At 58.9% G+C, this 17,909-nt stretch carries 18 protein-coding genes; 8 read left to right on the top strand and 10 right to left on the bottom strand.

Annotated features, from left to right (window positions below):
* Positions 1 to 302: 302 nt before the first annotated feature.
* A complete protein-coding gene (gmhB, locus tag M6G53_RS16565; protein WP_038874480.1) occupies positions 303 to 866 on the bottom strand; it encodes a D-glycero-beta-D-manno-heptose 1,7-bisphosphate 7-phosphatase in 564 nt (187 codons plus the stop codon).
* Positions 867 to 1,054: 188 nt separating this feature from the next.
* Between gmhB and metN the strand changes: the two genes are divergently transcribed.
* From metN to proS, 6 genes are all read left to right on the top strand, one after another.
* Positions 1,055 to 2,086 (top strand): methionine ABC transporter ATP-binding protein MetN, encoded by a 1,032-nt coding sequence (gene metN, locus M6G53_RS16560; protein ID WP_019455782.1) that lies wholly within the window; start codon positions 1,055 to 1,057, stop codon positions 2,084 to 2,086.
* Positions 2,079 to 2,732 carry a methionine ABC transporter permease MetI gene (locus tag M6G53_RS16555; RefSeq protein ID WP_004932010.1) on the top strand — a complete coding sequence of 218 codons (654 nt, stop codon included), beginning with the start codon at positions 2,079 to 2,081 and terminating at the stop codon, positions 2,730 to 2,732. The genes metN and M6G53_RS16555 overlap by 8 nt, the downstream gene beginning before the upstream one ends.
* Positions 2,733 to 2,771: 39 nt before the next feature.
* On the top strand, positions 2,772 to 3,587 hold the full coding sequence (locus tag M6G53_RS16550) for a MetQ/NlpA family lipoprotein (protein WP_253333040.1): 816 nt from the start codon (positions 2,772 to 2,774) through the stop codon (positions 3,585 to 3,587).
* A 114-nt stretch (positions 3,588 to 3,701) separates the two neighbouring features.
* Entirely contained in the window at positions 3,702 to 4,106 is a 405-nt protein-coding gene (rcsF, locus tag M6G53_RS16545) for an Rcs stress response system protein RcsF (RefSeq protein WP_073533757.1), read from the top strand.
* On the top strand, positions 4,103 to 4,810 hold the full coding sequence (gene tsaA / locus M6G53_RS16540) for a tRNA (N6-threonylcarbamoyladenosine(37)-N6)-methyltransferase TrmO (RefSeq protein ID WP_253333038.1): 708 nt from the start codon (positions 4,103 to 4,105) through the stop codon (positions 4,808 to 4,810). Before rcsF ends, tsaA begins: the two co-directional genes overlap by 4 nt.
* A gap of 120 nt (positions 4,811 to 4,930) precedes the next feature.
* Complete coding sequence (proS, locus tag M6G53_RS16535) at positions 4,931 to 6,649, top strand: proline--tRNA ligase (RefSeq protein ID WP_253333036.1); 1,719 nt, start codon at positions 4,931 to 4,933, stop codon at positions 6,647 to 6,649.
* 60 nt (positions 6,650 to 6,709) lie between these two features.
* On the opposite strand, the gene nlpE is transcribed toward proS, so the two are convergent.
* The 3 genes from nlpE to M6G53_RS16520 are packed head-to-tail and all read right to left on the bottom strand — an operon-like array spanning position 6,710 to position 8,388.
* Positions 6,710 to 7,393, bottom strand: coding sequence for an envelope stress response activation lipoprotein NlpE (gene nlpE / locus M6G53_RS16530; protein WP_033649820.1), 684 nt, complete (start codon positions 7,391 to 7,393; stop codon positions 6,710 to 6,712).
* Between the two features lie 29 nt (positions 7,394 to 7,422).
* The gene (gene arfB / locus M6G53_RS16525; protein WP_253333034.1) at positions 7,423 to 7,836 is read right to left on the bottom strand and encodes an alternative ribosome rescue aminoacyl-tRNA hydrolase ArfB; all 414 of its coding nucleotides are present in this window, start codon (positions 7,834 to 7,836) and stop codon (positions 7,423 to 7,425) included.
* Between the two features lie 3 nt (positions 7,837 to 7,839).
* Positions 7,840 to 8,388, bottom strand: a complete 549-nt coding sequence (locus M6G53_RS16520) for a YaeQ family protein (protein ID WP_253333032.1) — start codon at positions 8,386 to 8,388, stop codon at positions 7,840 to 7,842.
* A 214-nt stretch (positions 8,389 to 8,602) separates the two neighbouring features.
* On the opposite strand from M6G53_RS16520, the gene M6G53_RS16515 reads away from it, so the two are divergent.
* Both M6G53_RS16515 and rof read left to right on the top strand, forming a co-directional pair.
* Positions 8,603 to 8,803: a YaeP family protein gene (locus M6G53_RS16515; RefSeq protein WP_004931993.1), complete on the top strand. Its 201-nt coding sequence runs from the start codon at positions 8,603 to 8,605 to the stop codon at positions 8,801 to 8,803.
* Complete coding sequence (gene rof / locus M6G53_RS16510; RefSeq protein ID WP_004931991.1) at positions 8,790 to 9,053, top strand: Rho-binding antiterminator; 264 nt, start codon at positions 8,790 to 8,792, stop codon at positions 9,051 to 9,053. Before M6G53_RS16515 ends, rof begins: the two co-directional genes overlap by 14 nt.
* A 50-nt stretch (positions 9,054 to 9,103) precedes the next feature.
* Here the strand turns inward: rof and M6G53_RS16505 are convergent, their stop codons facing one another.
* The 6 genes from M6G53_RS16505 to cadC all read right to left on the bottom strand — a co-directional run bounded on the left by M6G53_RS16505 (position 9,104) and on the right by cadC (position 17,826).
* Entirely contained in the window at positions 9,104 to 9,418 is a 315-nt protein-coding gene (locus tag M6G53_RS16505; RefSeq protein ID WP_253333046.1) for a c-type cytochrome, read from the bottom strand.
* The gene (gene tilS / locus M6G53_RS16500) at positions 9,418 to 10,749 is read right to left on the bottom strand and encodes a tRNA lysidine(34) synthetase TilS (RefSeq protein ID WP_253333029.1); all 1,332 of its coding nucleotides are present in this window, start codon (positions 10,747 to 10,749) and stop codon (positions 9,418 to 9,420) included. Before tilS ends, M6G53_RS16505 begins: the two co-directional genes overlap by 1 nt.
* A 56-nt stretch (positions 10,750 to 10,805) precedes the next feature.
* Positions 10,806 to 12,257 (bottom strand): dipeptide permease DtpD, encoded by a 1,452-nt coding sequence (gene dtpD / locus M6G53_RS16495; RefSeq protein ID WP_253333027.1) that lies wholly within the window; start codon positions 12,255 to 12,257, stop codon positions 10,806 to 10,808.
* Between the two features lie 68 nt (positions 12,258 to 12,325).
* A complete protein-coding gene (gene cadA / locus M6G53_RS16490; protein WP_194572711.1) occupies positions 12,326 to 14,464 on the bottom strand; it encodes a lysine decarboxylase CadA in 2,139 nt (712 codons plus the stop codon).
* Between the two features lie 95 nt (positions 14,465 to 14,559).
* Positions 14,560 to 15,903: a cadaverine/lysine antiporter gene (gene cadB / locus M6G53_RS16485; protein WP_253333025.1), complete on the bottom strand. Its 1,344-nt coding sequence runs from the start codon at positions 15,901 to 15,903 to the stop codon at positions 14,560 to 14,562.
* 369 nt (positions 15,904 to 16,272) lie between these two features.
* Entirely contained in the window at positions 16,273 to 17,826 is a 1,554-nt protein-coding gene (cadC, locus tag M6G53_RS16480; protein WP_253333023.1) for a lysine decarboxylation/transport transcriptional activator CadC, read from the bottom strand.
* Positions 17,827 to 17,909 lie beyond the last annotated feature (83 nt).

Genomic DNA, 17,909 nt, shown 5'->3' with positions numbered 1-17,909 from the left:
TTTTTTGCATCCGAAGATGCTGGATATCGTCTTGTGGAGTGCCCACACAGATTGTCTGATAAATTGTTAAAGAGCAGTGAGTTAGGCGCTTTCGCTTGCTAACTCGAGGTGGCGTATATTACGCTTTCCTCTTTCAGAGTCAACCCTAATTTTCAGGATTTTTTCTCTTTCTTCCCGGCCGCTGCGTGAAGTGAATCACTTGCGCCGTGTCGATGGAGGCGCATTATAGGGAGCCGGTTCAGAATGACAAGCGATAATATGCATTTTTTATCTGACCGCTCACTATTCACTCGTAACGCTTATTAAACCCGCTTTTTGATGGCTGCCGGCAGGTCCGCCAGGCTATTTAGCACCCAATCGGCCAGCTGTTCGCCCTGCTCGGTCACCGGCTTGCCGGTGCGCACCAATACCTTGGTACCAACGCCGGCCGCGATCGCCGCCTGCATATCTTCCGGTTTATCGCCCACCATATAAGAAGCGGCCATATCGATGTTCAATTCCTGCTGCGCTTGCAGCAGCATGCCCGGCTGCGGTTTACGGCAGTCACACACCTGACGATACTCTTCTATTACTGCCTCTGGATGATGCGGGCAGAAATAGATGCCGTCGAAGTCGACGTCGCGATCGGCCAGCGACCAGTCCATCCACTCGGTCAGGTACATAAATTGGTCTTCGCTGAACTTGCCGCGCGCAATGCCGGACTGGTTGGTCACCATCACCAACGCGAAGCCCATCTTTTTGAGTTCGCGACAGGCGTCAATCACGCCGTCAATAAAGTGGAAGTTGTCGATCTCATGGACATAGCCATGGTCAACGTTAATCGTACCGTCACGATCGAGAAAAATTGCTGGAACGCTTTGTGTCACCGCTTTGCTCCTGAGGGCCTGTATACGCTGACAGTATCGCATGTTTTACCCCGCACTGAGAACGCCGGAGAACGTCGTTGGCCGTTGACTTAGACGTCTAGACGCCTTAACATCTGATCCATGCCTTGGTTCCACGCCGAGGTTTACTTTTATCTAGCCACGGGCAACCACGCTAAAATAAGAAAAATATGATTAAACTTTCTAACATCACTAAAGTGTTCCAGCAGGGTTCGCGCACCATTACCGCGCTCTCTGACGTGACCCTTCACGTCCCTGCCGGGCAAATCTATGGCGTTATCGGCTCTTCCGGCGCCGGTAAAAGCACGCTGATCCGCTGCGCCAACATGCTGGAGCGCCCGACGTCCGGCCAGGTGCTGGTCGATGGCCAGGATCTGACCTCGCTGTCGGAAAGCGAACTGACGCGCGCCCGTCGCCAAATCGGCATGATCTTCCAGCACTTCAACCTGCTCTCTTCCCGCACGGTGTTCGGCAACGTGGCGCTGCCGCTGGAGCTGGACAACACGCCGCGCGCCGAGATTAAAAAGCGCGTGACAGAACTGCTGGAGCTGGTCGGCCTGGCGGACAAGCACGACGCCTACCCGGCCAACCTGTCCGGCGGCCAGAAACAGCGTGTGGCTATCGCCCGTGCGCTGGCCAGCAACCCTAAAGTGCTGCTGTGTGATGAAGCCACCAGCGCGCTGGATCCGGCTACCACCCGTTCCATCCTGGAGCTGCTGAAAGACATCAACCGCCGCCTGGGCCTGACCATTTTGCTGATCACCCATGAAATGGACGTGGTGAAACGCATCTGCGACCAGGTCGCGGTCATCAGCCAGGGGCAGCTGATCGAAAAAGACAGCGTCAGCGAAGTGTTCTCGCACCCAAAAACCCCGCTGGCGCAACAGTTCATTCAGTCCACGCTGCATCTGGATATCCCGGACGACTACGCCGCGCGCCTGTCGCCGGAGCGTCAGGGCGGCCGCCAGCCGCTGCTGCGCCTGGAGTTCACCGGCCAGTCGGTCGACGCGCCGCTGCTGTCTGAAGCCGCTCGCCGCTTCAACGTGAACAACAACATTATCAGCGCCCAGATGGATTATGCCGGCGGCGTGAAATTCGGCGTGATGCTGGCGGAGCTGCACGGCAGCGATGAAGACGCGCTGGCGACGATTAAGTTCCTGCAGGAAAATCAGGTAAAAGTAGAGGTTTTGGGTTATGTCTGAGGCAATGATGTGGTTGATGGCGCGCGGCGTGTGGGAAACCGTCATGATGACCTTTGTCTCCGGCTTCTTCGGTTTCGTGCTCGGCCTGCCGGTAGGCGTGCTGTTGTATGTCACCCGCCCGGGGCAGATCATCGCCAACAACTCGCTGTATAAAATCCTGTCCGGGTTGGTGAACATCTTCCGTTCCATCCCGTTCATTATCCTGCTGGTTTGGATGATACCGTTTACCCGCATGATCGTCGGCACCTCGATCGGTCTGCAGGCGGCGATCGTGCCGTTGACCGTGGGCGCCGCACCGTTCATCGCTCGCATGGTGGAAAACGCCCTGCTGGAGATCCCGTCCGGTCTGGTGGAAGCGGCGCGCGCCATGGGCGCCACGCCGATGCAGATCATCAAAAAAGTGTTGTTGCCGGAAGCCCTGCCGGGCCTGGTCAACGCCGCAACCATCACGCTGATCACCCTGGTGGGCTACTCCGCCATGGGCGGCGCGGTGGGCGCCGGCGGTCTGGGCCAAATCGGTTACCAATACGGTTATATCGGTTATAACGCCACAGTGATGAATACCGTATTAGTATTACTGGTAGTTTTGGTTTATCTGATCCAGTTCTGCGGCGATCGCATCGTCAAAGCCGTTACCCATAAATAGTTTCACCGCATATTAATGCGAGTCTAATGAGGAAGGGATATGTCGTTAAAATTTAAATCCATCGCGGCAATTGGCGCACTGATCGGCACTCTGGCCCTGGCGGGCTGTGGCCAGGATGAAAAGAATCCGAACCACATCAAGGTCGGCGTAATCGTCGGCGCTGAACAGCAAGTAGCTGAAGTGGCTCAGAAAGTGGCGAAAGAGAAATACGGTCTGGACGTTGAGCTGGTGACCTTCAACGACTACGTGTTGCCTAACGAAGCGCTGAGTAAAGGCGATATCGACCTGAACGCCTTCCAGCACAAACCGTACCTGGATCAGCAGATTAAAGATCGCGGCTACAAGCTGGTGCCGGTCGGCAACACCTTCGTTTACCCGATCGCCGGTTACTCCAAGAAAATCAAATCGCTGGCCGAGCTGAAGGACGGTTCTCAGATCGCACTGCCTAACGATCCGACCAACCTGGGCCGTTCGCTGCTGTTGCTGCAGAAAGTCGGTCTGATCAAACTGAAAGACGGCGTTGGCCTGCTGCCAACCGTGCTGGACGTGACCGAGAACCCGAAAAACCTGAAGCTGGTTGAGCTGGAAGCGCCTCAGCTGCCACGTTCTCTGGACGATCAGCAGATCGCACTGGCGGTGATCAACACCACTTACGCCAGCCAGATCGGCCTGACGCCGGCGAAAGACGGCCTGTTCGTGGAAGATAAAGACTCGCCTTACGTCAACCTGCTGGTTGCGCGCGAAGATAACAAAGATGCGGAAAACGTGAAGAAATTCGTGCAGGCCTACCAGTCTGACGAAGTTGACGCCGCCGCCAACAAAATCTTCAACGGCGGAGCGGTGAAAGGCTGGTAAGCGCTTATTCACCCATTTTATTCCTATAATTGCAAGACGGGCCAAGGCCCGTCTTGTTATTTCCGCCATAGATTGCTTCAATAGCGCCACTTTCATTAAGGCAGAGGAATCTCAATGCGTGTTTTACCTCTCTGTTTGTTAGCGCTCGCGCTGGCCGGATGTTCATCGCAACGTATCGCGCCGTCCTCAACAAGCAGCACCAGCAAGCCGACCGCGACCGCCCCGGCCAAAACCACGCCGGCCGCGCGCCCCGCCCCGGTAAAACTGTACAAGAGTGCAGAAGAGCTCGTGGGCAAGCCGTTCCGCGATCTGGGTGAAGTGTCCGGCGAATCTTGCCAAACCACCGTACAAGACTCCCCACCAAACCTGGCCACCGCCCGTAAACGCATGCAAATCCGTGCGTCTTACATGAAGGCCAACGCCGTGCTGCTGCACGACTGCCAGATTGTCAGCGGCGTCGCCGGTTGTTACCAGCAGGCCGTTTGCCAGGGTTCGGCGCTTAACGTCTCGTCCAAATGACCGAATTCGTTTTCGAGCAGATCGGCGTGATCCGCTCGCCGTATAAAGAAAAATTCGCCGTTCCCCGCCAGCCGGGGCTGGTCGAAGACGGTGGCGGCGAACTGCTGCTGCTGCCGCCCTACAACCAGGCAGAGGCGGTGCGCGGCCTCAGCGATTTCAGCCATCTGTGGGTGATGTTTATTTTCCATCAAACCCTGGAAGGCGGCTGGCGGCCGACGGTGCGCCCACCGCGTTTAGGCGGCAATGCCCGCATGGGCGTGTTCGCCACCCGTTCCACCTTCCGCCCCAATCCGCTCGGCATGTCCCTCATTGAGCTGAAAGGCGTGCGGGTGAAAAATGGCGAAGTGGTGCTGGAGCTGGGCAGCCTCGATCTGGTCGACGGCACACCGGTGGTAGACATCAAGCCTTATCTGCCGTTCGCCGAGAACCAGCCGCAGGCCCGCGCCGGTTTTGCCCAGGCCGCGCCCGCCGGCGATATGCCGGTGTGCTTCGCGCCGCAGGCCGAGCAGCAGCTGCAGCAGCATCAGGCGCGTTACCCGCAATTACGGCGTTTTATCAGCCAGGTGCTGGCGCAGGACCCCCGTCCCGCCTATCGTAAAGGAGAGGACGTCGAACGGGACTACGCCGTCTGGCTGCTGGATTTCAACGTGCGCTGGCGCGTCGTGGACGGCCATACCGAAGTGTTGGCGCTCGACCCGCGTTAAAATTCCGCCGCCTCTCTTTTGGCGACCCGCTCGCGCTGGTAAACTAAACCACTTTTGTCACTTTTGGCCGCCACTCTGGCAGCCCGATGCAATTTGCAGTTCTAACGGAACCAAAACACCATGCGTACTAGCCAATATCTGCTCTCCACTCTGAAGGAGACACCTGCCGACGCCGAAGTGATCAGCCACCAGCTGATGCTGCGCGCCGGGATGATCCGCAAGCTGGCCTCCGGTCTTTACACCTGGCTACCGACCGGCCTGCGCGTTCTGAAAAAGGTTGAAAACATCGTTCGCGAAGAGATGAACAATGCTAACGCGATCGAAGTTTCCATGCCGGTGGTTCAGCCTGCCGATCTGTGGCAGGAAAGCGGCCGTTGGGAGCAATACGGCCCCGAGCTGCTGCGCTTCGTCGATCGCGGCGATCGTCCGTTCGTGCTGGGCCCGACGCATGAAGAAGTGATCACCGATCTGATCCGCAACGAGATCAGCTCGTACAAACAGCTGCCACTGAACTTCTTCCAGATTCAGACCAAGTTCCGTGATGAAGTGCGCCCGCGTTTCGGCGTAATGCGTTCCCGTGAGTTCCTGATGAAGGATGCCTACTCCTTCCACACCTCGCAGGAGTCTCTGCAGGAGACTTACGACGCGATGTACGAAGCGTACAGCAAAATCTTCAACCGCATGGGCCTGGATTTCCGCCCGGTGCAGGCCGATACCGGCTCGATCGGCGGCAGCGCCTCGCACGAATTCCAGGTGCTGGCAGACAGCGGTGAAGACGATATCGTGTTCTCCACCGGTTCCGACTTCGCCGCCAACATCGAGCTGGCGGAAGCGGTCGCGCCGGCGGCTCCACGCGCGGCGGCCAGCGAAGCGCTGCGCCTGGTGGATACGCCGAACGCCAAAACCATCGCCGAGCTGATCGAGCAGTTCCCGCTGCCGGTGGAAAAAACCGTGAAGACGCTGATGGTGCGCGCCACCGAAGAGAGCGGCCACAAGCTGGTTGCCCTGCTGGTGCGCGGCGATCACGAGCTGAACGAAATCAAGGCCGAGAAGCTGGCGCAGGTTGCCGCGCCGCTGACCTTCGCCACCGAAGAAGAAATTCGCGCCATCGTCGGCGCCGGCCCGGGTTCACTCGGCCCGGTCAACCTGCCGATGCCGGTGGTGGCTGACCGCAGCGTAGCGGCGATGAGCGACTTTGGCGCCGGCGCCAACGTTGACGGCAAACACTACTTCGGCATCAACTGGGAGCGCGATCTGCCGCTGCCACAGGTGGCCGATATCCGTAACGTGGTGGAAGGCGACGCCAGCCCGGACGGTCAGGGCACGCTGCTGATCAAACGCGGCATCGAAGTGGGCCATATCTTCCAGCTCGGCACCAAGTACTCGGAAGCGATGAAAGCGACCGTGCAGGGCGAAGACGGCCGTAACCAGGTGCTGACCATGGGTTGCTACGGCATCGGGGTTACGCGCGTCGTGGCCGCCGCCATCGAGCAGAACCATGACGAACGCGGCATCATCTGGCCGGACGCCATCGCGCCGTTCCAGGTCGCTATTCTGCCGATGAATATGCACAAGTCGTTCCGCGTGCAGGCGCTGGCCGAAGAGCTGTACAACACCCTGCGCTCCCACGGTATCGACGTGATCCTCGATGACCGCAAAGAGCGCCCGGGCGTGATGTTCGCGGATATGGAGCTGATCGGCGTGCCGCACTCTATCGTTATCGGCGACCGTAACCTCGACAACGAAGAGATCGAGTACAAGAACCGCCGCGTCGGCGAGAAGCAAATGATCAAAACCGGCGAAATCGTTGATTTCCTGCTGGGCCAGATCAAACGCTAAGCGACGAACGTCAGAAAATAAAAAACCCGCTCAGGCGGGTTTTTTTATATCCGAAATCGCTTATTTGCTGCTGCAGTTCTTGCTGCGGTCGAAGGCGATTTTACCGTCCGGCACCAGCGCCTTCTCGGTCAGACCTTCTTCCATCGACGGCTGCACGCTGAAGTGTGCGCTGAACGTCAGGAATACCGGCTCACCGGCGGTCTTGTATGCTTTGGCGTAACCTTGCTCCAGCGCGATGTTGTTGTCCACCGGGAAGGTTTTGCCGGTAGCGCAGTCCTTGAAGACTGCCGCGTCCGCCATATAGGTGTAGCTGCCTTTCAACGTCATCGGCGTTTTAGGCAACGGTTTCTCAACCGGATCCAGGCGGTAATTCAGCTTGGACTCGATCGGCACGCCGCTGCGATCCAGCATTTCCAGGCTCTTGCCCACCGGGCGGAAGTAGCGTTTTTCGCCGTTACTGTCGGTCAGCACCAGTTTATCCGCAGTGCGCGCCCATTTACCGTAATCGGCAAAGGTCTGATCGCCGTCTTTGGTGCCGCGATAGGTTTCCTGCAGCACGAAGGTGCCGTCCTCATCCAGGAACAGCGCCGTATCCAGACCGCCGCAATCGGCGCAAGGCAACACCCCTTGATAGCTCTGCGGCATCGGCTGCAGCGGTTGTTCCTTCGGTTGATAATGATTGTTGCATCCCAACAACGAGAGTGCGCCTGCCGCGAGGAACAGGGCTACCGTAATTTTTTTCACAGTTATTCTCCTACTGTGTTCATGTATTCCTAAGTGCGAACCTTGCCGCGCAGCGCCTTGGTGGCGCCTTTACGCGCCTTGCCCTCCAGGCGACGCAGTTTGGCCCCTTTCGTGGGCTTGGTCGCCTTGCGCGTTTTTTCCACCACCATCGCCTGCCGAATCAGCGCGGCCAGCCTGGCCAACGCCGCTTCGCGATTCAATTCCTGGCTGCGATACTCTTGCGCCTTGATAATCACCACGCCATCAGCGGTAATAAGATGATGATTCAGCGCCAGCAGCCGTTCCTTATAATACTCTGGCAGGCTGGATGCCCGGATGTCAAAGCGCAAATGGATCGCCGTTGAGGTTTTGTTCACGTGCTGGCCGCCCGCGCCCTGCGCGCGGATCGCCGTCAATTCCAGCTCACTATCCGGTATGGCGACGTTTCTTGACAGTTCCAGCACCGGTCACACCTGCGCCCGCTGCCACTCGGCGAACTGGATTTCCAGACTATTCTGAGCATCGGACAGCCAAATAGTTCCCTCTTGCAACGTCGCCTGCAGCGCCATGGTGCGGCTGGCCAGCGCGGTTAGCCGCGCCAGCTGTTCATCGTCGAGGAAACGCACGCTCAGGTTCTTGTAGCCGGCTACCTTGCTCTGCATTCCCTGCCACCACACGTGCGCGGCGCGCTCGCCGTAAGCGTACAGCACCACGCGCGGCGACTGGTTGCAGGCCTTGCGAATGCGCTTCTCGTCGGGCAATCCCATCTCGATCCACATTTCCAGCCCGTTGTGGTCGTTGCGCTGCCAGATCTCCGGCTCGTCGTCGGCGCTCAGCCCTTTGGTGAACACCAGCCGTTCGTCGGCATGGCAGATCCAGGCCAGCAGGCGCAGCATCATGCGCTGCTCGTTTTCGGACGGGTGTTGCGCCAGCGTCAGTGCGGCGTCGTGGTAGAAGTGACGATCCATATCAGCGATATTGACCGCGGCTTTATAAATGGTTGCTTTCAGCGCCATGGGTGACCTCGTTATTATCCGGCGACAGTGTACTTGATCAGGGCCGAACGCCGCCAGCACGGCCCGGCCCGGCGCAGTGCGAAAGGCGTGTCGGGGTGCTGATAACTCCATAACAGCTGTGCTATAGTCGTCAGGGATAGGATAAAACTCCGAGAGCCTGCGCCTCATCGCGAGAGCGGTCTTGATGATGCAGAGGTTCTTAAGGGAGGAAACTGTGCAACAATACTGTGAGTTAGTACGCCGTACTTACGCCGAGATTGGCAGTGGAGATCTTGGCTACGTGCCTGATGCGCTGGCTTGTGCGTTAAAGGCATTGGACGATGTCGCAGCGAACGACGCGCTACCGTCCTCCGTTAGGGAACAGGCGGCCTTTGCCGCCGCTAACTTATTGGTGAGCGACTATGTTGATGAATGATGAGTACCAACCCATCAATTGCGATGACTACGACAACCTGGAACTCGCCTGTCAGCATAAACTTATTCTGAAGCTGGAGTTACGCGACGGAGAAGTGATCGAGGCCAAGGCGATCGACCTGCTGCAAAAGAAACGCGTTGAGTATTTGACCATCGAACAGAACGGCCAGCAGCGCGACCTGCGCCTGGACCATATCAGCAGTTTCAGTCATCCGGAAATCGGTACCGTGGTCGTCAGTCTGTCGGACTGAGCAGCGGTAACCCCATCCCAACAGGGCAGCCCAACGGCTGCCCTCGTCATTTAAGGCTTGAGGCTGGCGTAATAGGCCGCCAGATCGGCAATATCATCATCCGACAGCCCCGACACATAGGCTTTCATCACTTCGGCCTGGCCGCCGTTGCGCTCACCTTTCTTATACGCCTGCAGCGCGTGCTGCAGGTACATGGCGTTCTGCCCGGCCAGATTCGGGTACATCGGCACCGTCACCTTGCCCTGCGCGCCGTGGCACGCCGCACAGGCGGCGGCTTTCGCCTGGCCGGCGGCCACATCCCCCGCCGCCGTCGCCGGCAGGCTGAACAGGCCGGCGGCCAACAGCGTGATCCCCACAAACTTCATCATTGCTCCTCACGATTATTATTTTTTTCCCAGCGCAGCCGCCAAGGGCGTTCGCCTTCCGGTACCTGCCCCGCCTCACAGACAAATACGCCCAGCGCGGCGATCAGCTGCTCATCATAATAAATCAACGGGATGCGTTCACGCTGCCAGGGGGGAATCCCCAACTCCTGCCACAGTTTTTTTATCGGCCGCGAATGGGCGCGCCCTACGATGCGCACCGCGCCCTGCACGCCGCCGAAACGAATGCTGATCCGCTGCGACGGCGGCGGCGCACGCAGCGCCAGTTCACCCTCACCGGCGATCAGCCGCCCCAATCCGTCCGGCAACGTCAGCGGCTCGTCAGGTTGCCAGGGCAGATGCACATCGCGCAGCACCGCCAGCGGTGGCAACAGGTACAGCCGGCCGCGGAAACGGCGAATCTGATAGGCACCGAGCTGCAGCTGCGGCTCGGCATCCTCCCGGCTGAGCGCCACCTCCTCCCACAGGCGCTGCAGCTGCTCACGCGCCGGCATGGTGACGTTAAACAACGCAATCCAGCGCCGCAGCAAGGCGAAGCGCCGCACCGGCGAGCAGTCCGTCAGGCCGTCGATCGCCAATGAGCGATCCGCCGCCAACAGGTTTTGCAGCGGTTGCGCCAGCAGCTCGTCCAGCAGCTGCTCCTGCTCGGCGCACAGGCCGGCGCTGCGCGCCACCGCCGAGGCAAAGTGCGGCCAGCGTTGATTGATCTGCGGCAACACCTGTAAACGCAGGAAATTGCGATCGAAGCGCGTGTCCTGATTGCTGTCGTCATCTATCCAGGTCAAGGCATGGCGTTGCGCGTAGCTTTCCAGCGTCTGGCGCGAGCAGCCCAACAGCGGCCGCAACAGCAGGTGCTCGCCCAGCGTCGCACGCGCCGCCATCGCCGACAGCCCCGCCGGCCCGCTGCCGCGTTTGAGCGCCAGTAAAAAGGTTTCGCTTTGATCGTCGAGGTGTTGGGCGGTGAGCAGGGCTTCCCCCTCCGTTAGGGCGGCGCTGAAGGCGGCATAGCGCGCCACACGCGCCGCCGCTTCGATACCGCCCTGACGGGCGTCCACCTGCACATGCGCCACCGTCAGCGGGATCTGCCAGTCGGCACAGCGGCGGCGGCAATGCTCAACCCAGCGGTCGGCAAAGGCGCTCAGGCCGTGATGCACATGCAGTGCCCGCAGCTGCAGCGCCGGGCGTTGACGGCGCAACGCCGCCAGCAGATGCAGCAGCACGCTGGAATCCAGGCCGCCGCTGAACGCCACCAGCAGCCGCTGCTGTGCACCCAACTGGTCTGCCAGCCGCGTCGTTAATTGATCAGTATCCATCGGTAGGCTTTGTCACTTCTACATAGCTGCACGTTAACTCCGCCTACCGTCATCAATCAAGCATTAACCGTGCGGGCCTGGCGCCGCGTCAGCAGCCACCAGCCCGCCAGCGCCGCAATTACCGCCAGCGCGCAGCCCGCTGCCCCCCAACCGATTTGGGCAAAAACGCGGCCATAGGCCTGCATCGCCGCGCCTTCGATGTGATCTTCCGCAGTCTGATTGGCGATAATGCCCGCCAGATAGTTAGCGATCGAACCGGTCGCCAGCATATAGATACCGGTCAACACACCGGTGGCGCCGGGGATGTTCAACCGGGTGATCTGCGCCATCGCCACCGGATCGATAAACAGTTCGGCAAAACCCATCACCGCCAGACCGGCGATCATCAATCCCATCGATCCCGCCCCGTGCAACCGCGCATTGAGCGCCATCAGCGTAAAGCCGATGCCGATCAGCAACAGGCCGAAGGCGAACTTGCACCAGATACGCAGCGTGCGGTCGCCCGCGCCGTCGCCGCTCGCCAGCCACGCCAGCGCCACGCCACCCAGCATCACCGCGCAGGCGTTAACCGACTGGAACAGCGCGGTCGGCACCGTCCAACCGAACCAGCGCCGGTCGACGAAATGATCGATAAACAGGCTGATGGAGCTGCCGCCCTGCTGGGCAAAGGCCCAGAACAGCGTGCCCAGCAGCATCAGCACAACGATCTGCCACAGCCCCCGGCGCTGGCCGGCGTCCGCACGCAGCATGATGCGCGCCACCAGCACCACCGCCGCCACGCATACCAGCCCGAGCAAATAGCCGGCCCAGTCGTGCACAAACAGCAGCGTGAAGAACAGCGGCGATGCCAGCAGCGCCGCCAGCAACCAACCCCAGTGCGGCAAACCCAGGCTTTTGGCGCGCATCAGCGGCGCGTTCACGCCGCGGGTGTGGCGGAAGTGGCGCCCGCCGAGCAGGAAGATCGCCAGGCCGGCGAACATGCCGATCCCGGCCAGAGCAAAGCCGACATGCCAGCCATAGCGCTCGGCCGCCAACCCGCAGGCGATCGGCGCCAGAATGGAGCCGACGTTGCCGGCGGCGTACAGCAGCGAGAAGCCCCCTTCGCGGCGCGAGTCCTGCGCCGGATACAGCTCGCCCAGCAGGCAGCTGATATTGGATTTGAACAGGCCGTAGCCGCAGATGATGATCGCCAGCGCCAGATAGAGCGACTGGGCAGAGACCGCGCTCAGGCCGAGCACGATATGCCCCAGCGTCATCAGCGCCGCGCCGGCGATCACCGCGACGCGGTTGCCCAGCAGACGGTCGGCGAGCCAGCCGCCAAGAATAGGAGTGACATAAACTAACGAAGCGTAAGCGCTGTAGAGATCGATGGCGCGGCTGTCGGTATAGCCGAGTTGGTGGGTCAGATAGAGAATCAGTAACGCACGCATGCCGTAAAAGCTGAAATATTCCCAAATTTGTATGGCTACGACATAGTAGATTGCGCGCGGCTGTGAGGGTGTTTTCATGGTGGTCTCCCATCAGTCGGTGAACGACAAAGGGGAAGCGCGAACGCCTCCCCTCTTATTGGCTGCGGTTATTTCGCCTTCAGCACTTTCACCCGATAACGTCCGTCCGCCTGACGGTAGGCGCCGTGAATGTCGGTTTCAAAGCCCGGATAATGCGCGCCGATTTCGCACAGCATCTGCAGGAACTCGAGCACCGGCCGGCTTTCCTCGGTCAGCATTTCGCCCGGCATCACCAGCGGTACACCCGGTGGGTATGGGAGGATCATATTGGCGTTGACCTTGCCGACCATCTCTTCCAGATAGACCTCTTCCACTTCACCGTGCAGCTCTTTCTGGAACGCCTGGTACGGGTTCATCACCATGGTTGGCAGCACTTCGAACGCGCGGTACATCAGATCCGGCAGGTTGTGCTGCTCCACCAGACGGTGAATGTTCTGCGCCAGATCCTGAATGCGCATGTTTTCATAGAAATCAGGCGCTTCCTGATACAGCGAAGGCAGCATGTTTTTCACCCGCAGGTTCAGATCGAACGAGCGTTTGAAGTCGGTCATCGCGCGCAGCAGGCTGAGCGCCTTGGTTTTGTCGATGCCGATACTGAACAGGAACAGCAGGTTGTACGGCCCGGTTTTCTCGACGATGATGCCGCGCTCGTCGAGGTATTTCGCTACGATGCTGGCCGGGATACCGAACGGCTGCATCTCGCCTTCCTTGCTCATCCCCGGCGTCAGGATGGTGACCTTGATCGGATCGAGGTACATGTGTTCATTGTCGATGTTTTTGAAACCGTGCCAGGCGCTGTCGGAACGCAGCGGCCAGCATTCCGGCTCATCGATATGCTCCGGCTGCCAGACGTCGAAGAACCAGCCGTCGGACTCGACTTTCAGGCGTTTGATCTCTTTACGGAACTTGATCGCACGCTCGATAGAGCCGTTGATCAGGCGTTTGCCGGCGTTGCCTTTCATCATCGCCGCGGCGGTTTCGGTCGACGCCACGATGCCGTAGTGCGGCGAAGTGGTGGTGTGCATCATGTAGGCTTCGTTGAAGGTTTCTTCGTTGATGTCGCCCTTCACATGAATCATCGAAGCCTGCGAGAAGGCCGCCAGCAGCTTGTGGGTGGACTGGGTTTCATAGATCACCTTGCCCTCCACGCGGCCGCCGCTCATGCCGCACTTGCCTTTATAGATCGGGTGGAAGTTGGTGTAAGGCACCCAGGCGGAATCGAAGTGGATAGACTTCACGTCCAGGGTGTTCTTGATAAAGTCGGTGTTGTACAGCAAGCCGTCATAGGTGGAGTTGGTGATCACCGCGTGCACCGGCCAGGTGGCGTTCGGGGTGTCCTTCACGCGTTTGGCGATGGTGGCGCGCTGGAACTCGCTCTGCGGAATACCGCCGAGGATGCCGTAGGCGTTGCGGGTCGGGCGGAAGTAGATCGGCGTGATGTCGCTCATCATCATCAGGTGAGTCAGCGACTTGTGGCAGTTACGGTCAATCAGCACCGTGCTGCCCGCCGGCGCCGAATACATGCCGACGATCTTGTTGGCGGTAGAGGTGCCGTTGGTGACCATGTAGCTGCGTTCGGCGTTGAATACGCGGGAAATGTACTCTTCCGCCTCTTTGTGCGGGCCGGAGTGATCCAGCAGCGATCCCAGTTCGGACACCGAAATCGAGATATCCGACTTCATGGTGTTCGGGCCAAAGAAATCGTAGAAGATACTGCCCACCGGGCTTTTCTGGAACGCGGTACCGCCCATGTGGCCCGGCGTACAGAAGGTGTATTTGCCTTCGCGCACGTATTTGAACAGCGCCTTGGTCAACGGCGGCAGGATGGTGTCGATATACTCATCGGTATTCTGTTTGATCTTGGCGGCGATGTCGGTTGCCGCGCCCAGCGCATATTCGAAGAAGCGCACCTGCATGCGCAGATCGTTCAGGCTGACGTCCAGCGTCGAATAGGTGTTGGCGAACGCATACAGCGGCATGTACTCGTTCAGCTGGCTGATCTCTTCGCACAGTTCCAGGTTGTATTTGTCCCAGTCGAAGATCACCCCGCACAGACGGGCGTTGTTCTCGATCAGTTTCAGCAGGTCTTCGCGATCGTTAGGGTAAACGATGCGGAAATCCAGGCTTTCCAACGCCTGATGCAGTTCACGGATAGGCTCTTCTTTGAAGTAGACACCCATGTGATTCATGATGGCGATAACGTTCATATGCATTTCTCCTGGCAAAGCAAGCCCCTTCCCGTCGCGGCTGACAGGTCGGAAAGAAAGGGGCTGGGTAAGTTCAGTCGGTCAGCGGACGCGAATCAGTGCGCTTTGGCCGTGGTGTTTTCATCGACCGCCGCTGCGCTGGCAGCCTGGCGGGTATTCATTTTCCGGGCGTAGAACATCAGGATAATCAGGCTGATGATAAAGGTGCCGGACAGTTCGAAAGAGTTGGCGCCCATCAGCGCGATGAAGCAGAAGCCGCAGCCGCACACCGAAGCGATCAGGCTCAGCAGGTTGCGCACGTTAACCCCTTCGAAGCGAATCAGGTCTACGCAAGAGTAGAAGTAAGGCAGCATGGTCAACAGCACCGCGATGCCGGTCAGCTCGCCGAACAGGTCGGACGCTTTACCGCCGGCGGAGCTCATCAGGGTGATCAGCACCATCAGCGCGGTCATTTTGCAGCCGGCCAGCAGCAGGCCTTTCTTCGGAATGCCGTTTTTATCCAGCTCGCCGTACACTTTCGGGAAGTTGCCGTCGTTGGCGGCGCGGACCCCGGCCTGGCCGACCAGCATCATCCACGAACCGAGTGAGGTCAGGCAGGCGAAGGCGGTGAAGGCGGAAACCATCGGTGCGGCCCAGTTGCCCATAATCGCCGAGGCGCTGATGGCGAACGGCGCGCCGCTGGCGGCCATTTCAGACGCCGGGAACATACCGCTGATCACCTGGGTGGCGGCGATGTAGATAATGCCCGCCAGGCCGGTGCCGAGCATGGTCGCCAGCGGCACGGTGCGTTTCGGGTTTTTCACCATGCCGGTGCTGACCGCCGCGGATTCCACGCCGATAAACGCCCACAGGCACAGCAGGATACTTTTGATGACCGCATGGCTGTCGGTGGTGCCGGAGGTATTCCAGTTAGCCTGATAGGTGGCGACGTCAAACCAGTGCCAGCCGATGGTGGCGGTCACGATCACCGGGATCAGCACCAGCACCAGGCCGAGGGTGGTCAAACGGCTGACCCAGGTCCCGCCCAGCATGTTCACGAAGGTGAAGACCCAGACGATGGCAATACAGGCGATGCCGGCAGGGACCGGGTTGTTCAGCGCCGGGAAGAAGGTAGAGAGATAAGAAACGGCGGTAATGCCGATGGCCAGGTTACCGATCCAGTTGGCATGGTAATAAAGCACGCCGGTCTGGAAACCGAAGGCCGGGGAAATTTCGCCGGCGTAGGCGATAGGGCCGCCCTGCTGCGGGTTTTTGGTGGCGAGGCGGGCATACACATAGGCCAGCGACATCGCCCCGATAATCGAGATCACCCATCCCCAAATGGCGATGGATCCGAGACTCGCCAGGTTGGCGGGCAATAAGGCAATCCCGCTCCCCATCATATTACCGGCGACGACGCCGGTGCAGGCAATAAGCCCTATTTTCTTGGGTGAAGCCATGGTCAGTTTCTCCTGATTTACGTTTCTTATAAGCCGCACCCATAAATAAAAAATTTTAATGAGCCGGCTTGATAGTCAGGATGCTAACCATCGGCGGGAATAAAGTCCTAAAGATAAAGTGAGATTACGCTCATGATCATACAAATGATAACCTGAGGTTTTTTATTAACACATCAAGATAAAAAGGTTAGCTAAAGAAAAGATAAACATCGTTAAAAAACAAATATATGCACACGTTAATTACGCATAACAAACGGAAAAAAAAGAACAATACCACGCAGCAAAATAACACAATCGCGCAACATGCTTTCACCAATAAATAACGCCGCCATGATTGCCGGAGAATCATGGCGGCGTGATATCGGTTACTTATTGGCGCTGGTAGTTATTTAAATAAGGCACTACGTTGGTCAATGACGTCTGGAATACGCCATTGGTGATCCAATGCAATGTATCTTCGCCGGGGCGAAGATTGAATGCGGTAATATAAGAATCCGCCGCCAAATGATTCTGCCCCTGCATTTCATATACCTTGCCCAGCAGCACATAATTCAGCCACGACATTTGCAATTCAATCCCCAGATCGATCGCCCGGTGCGCTTCGTCAATGCGCCCCTGCGCCAACGCATCTACCGCCAGAACTTGTTGCATGATCGGCGTGTTCTTCAATTCGGGGATCGTCGCCAGATGGCTGATATCGGCGCGCAATTGTGCCAGGGCCTGGCTGTCGAACGGTTGATAAGAATTGCGCAGCAGATCCACCAGCGCTTTTTCCGCCAGCAGATAGTGGAAGTTCGGCGCGCTTTTAATCAGCTCGCTCAGCTGAGCGCTGGCGCGGGTCAATGAATCGGCGTCGCCGTGGATCAGCAACTGATGCGCCTGGTAGAAACGCTGCAGCAACGGCCCGTTGTCAGGCAGCAGCTGAGCCAGACGCTGCTCCAGCTGCGGCGGCCAGGGCTGCTTTAGCGCCGTGGACAGGCTGGAGAGAAAGTCGGTCTGGATCTTCAGCTGGTTATCGGCGGTGATGAAGTAACGCTTGTCCAGCATGACTGAGCTGTCGGCGTTATCCACCAGCCGCACGGACAGGAAGCACTGTTGGGCGCGGTAGTGGCGCTGATTGACGAACTCGATATACAGCGACTTGCCCGAGTTACTGGGGCCGGAATAATTGTAATTGGTCTGATCATGCACCAGGAAGGTCGAGTAGGTGTTCAGCGAATCGGTGACCAGCTCACTGACGCCCACCACATAAGAGAGCTGCGGCATCCAGTTACTGCAGCTCTCGCCGCCTTGAATGCGGATATCGATATCGCGCGGGTTGAGCAACACCGGCATGGTCGATACCGGCACACGCTGCGACAGCGTGGCGATGCCGACAAACGCCACGCAGACGCTCAGGGCGCTGAGAAACGCCAGCCACACCCAGAAAGTCGAGCGGCGATAAAAGCGCGGCTTCTTTTCGCCAGGCGCGGCAGGCGGTGCGCTGGTTCGGCGCGGCGGCACATACGGCGTCTCCTCTTCCTCGCTGCCGTCTTCCGGTTCATGCATGATCACCGCAATCTGCGGCGCCGTTGCGGGAGCGGGTTGCGTCTCCCCCTCTTCACACCAGATCACCGATGCCGCCAGCTTATACCCGCGCTTGGGCACGGTGATAATGTATTCCGGGCTGTCGCCGTCGCCGTCCTTCAGGTACTTGCGCAGTTCTGAAATGCATTGGGTCACCACGTGGTTGGTAACGATATTGCGTTTCCAGACGTTGTCGATCAGCTCGTCGCGGCTCAGCACCACATCGGGATGCCGGGCGAAATAGCACAGCATGTCGATCAGGCGCGGTTCCAGCGTTTTTTGGCGTCCGTCGCGGTTGATGGTGTTGTCGGCAGGGGTAACCAGCCACTCCCCGACGCGAAAAGCAGGCTCTTGCATGGCGGAAATAACTCTGTAGGCATGTAGGGCAAGGGCGCGATCATAGCATAACCGCCCCCGGCTGTGGCCGCCGGAGGGTGATT

This window comes from Serratia nevei (genome assembly GCF_024160145.1).
Classification (GTDB): Bacteria; Pseudomonadota; Gammaproteobacteria; order Enterobacterales; family Enterobacteriaceae; genus Serratia; species Serratia nevei_A.
The sequence above is the reverse complement of the archived record's forward strand: the minus strand, read 5'-3'. Positions and strand labels throughout refer to the sequence as shown.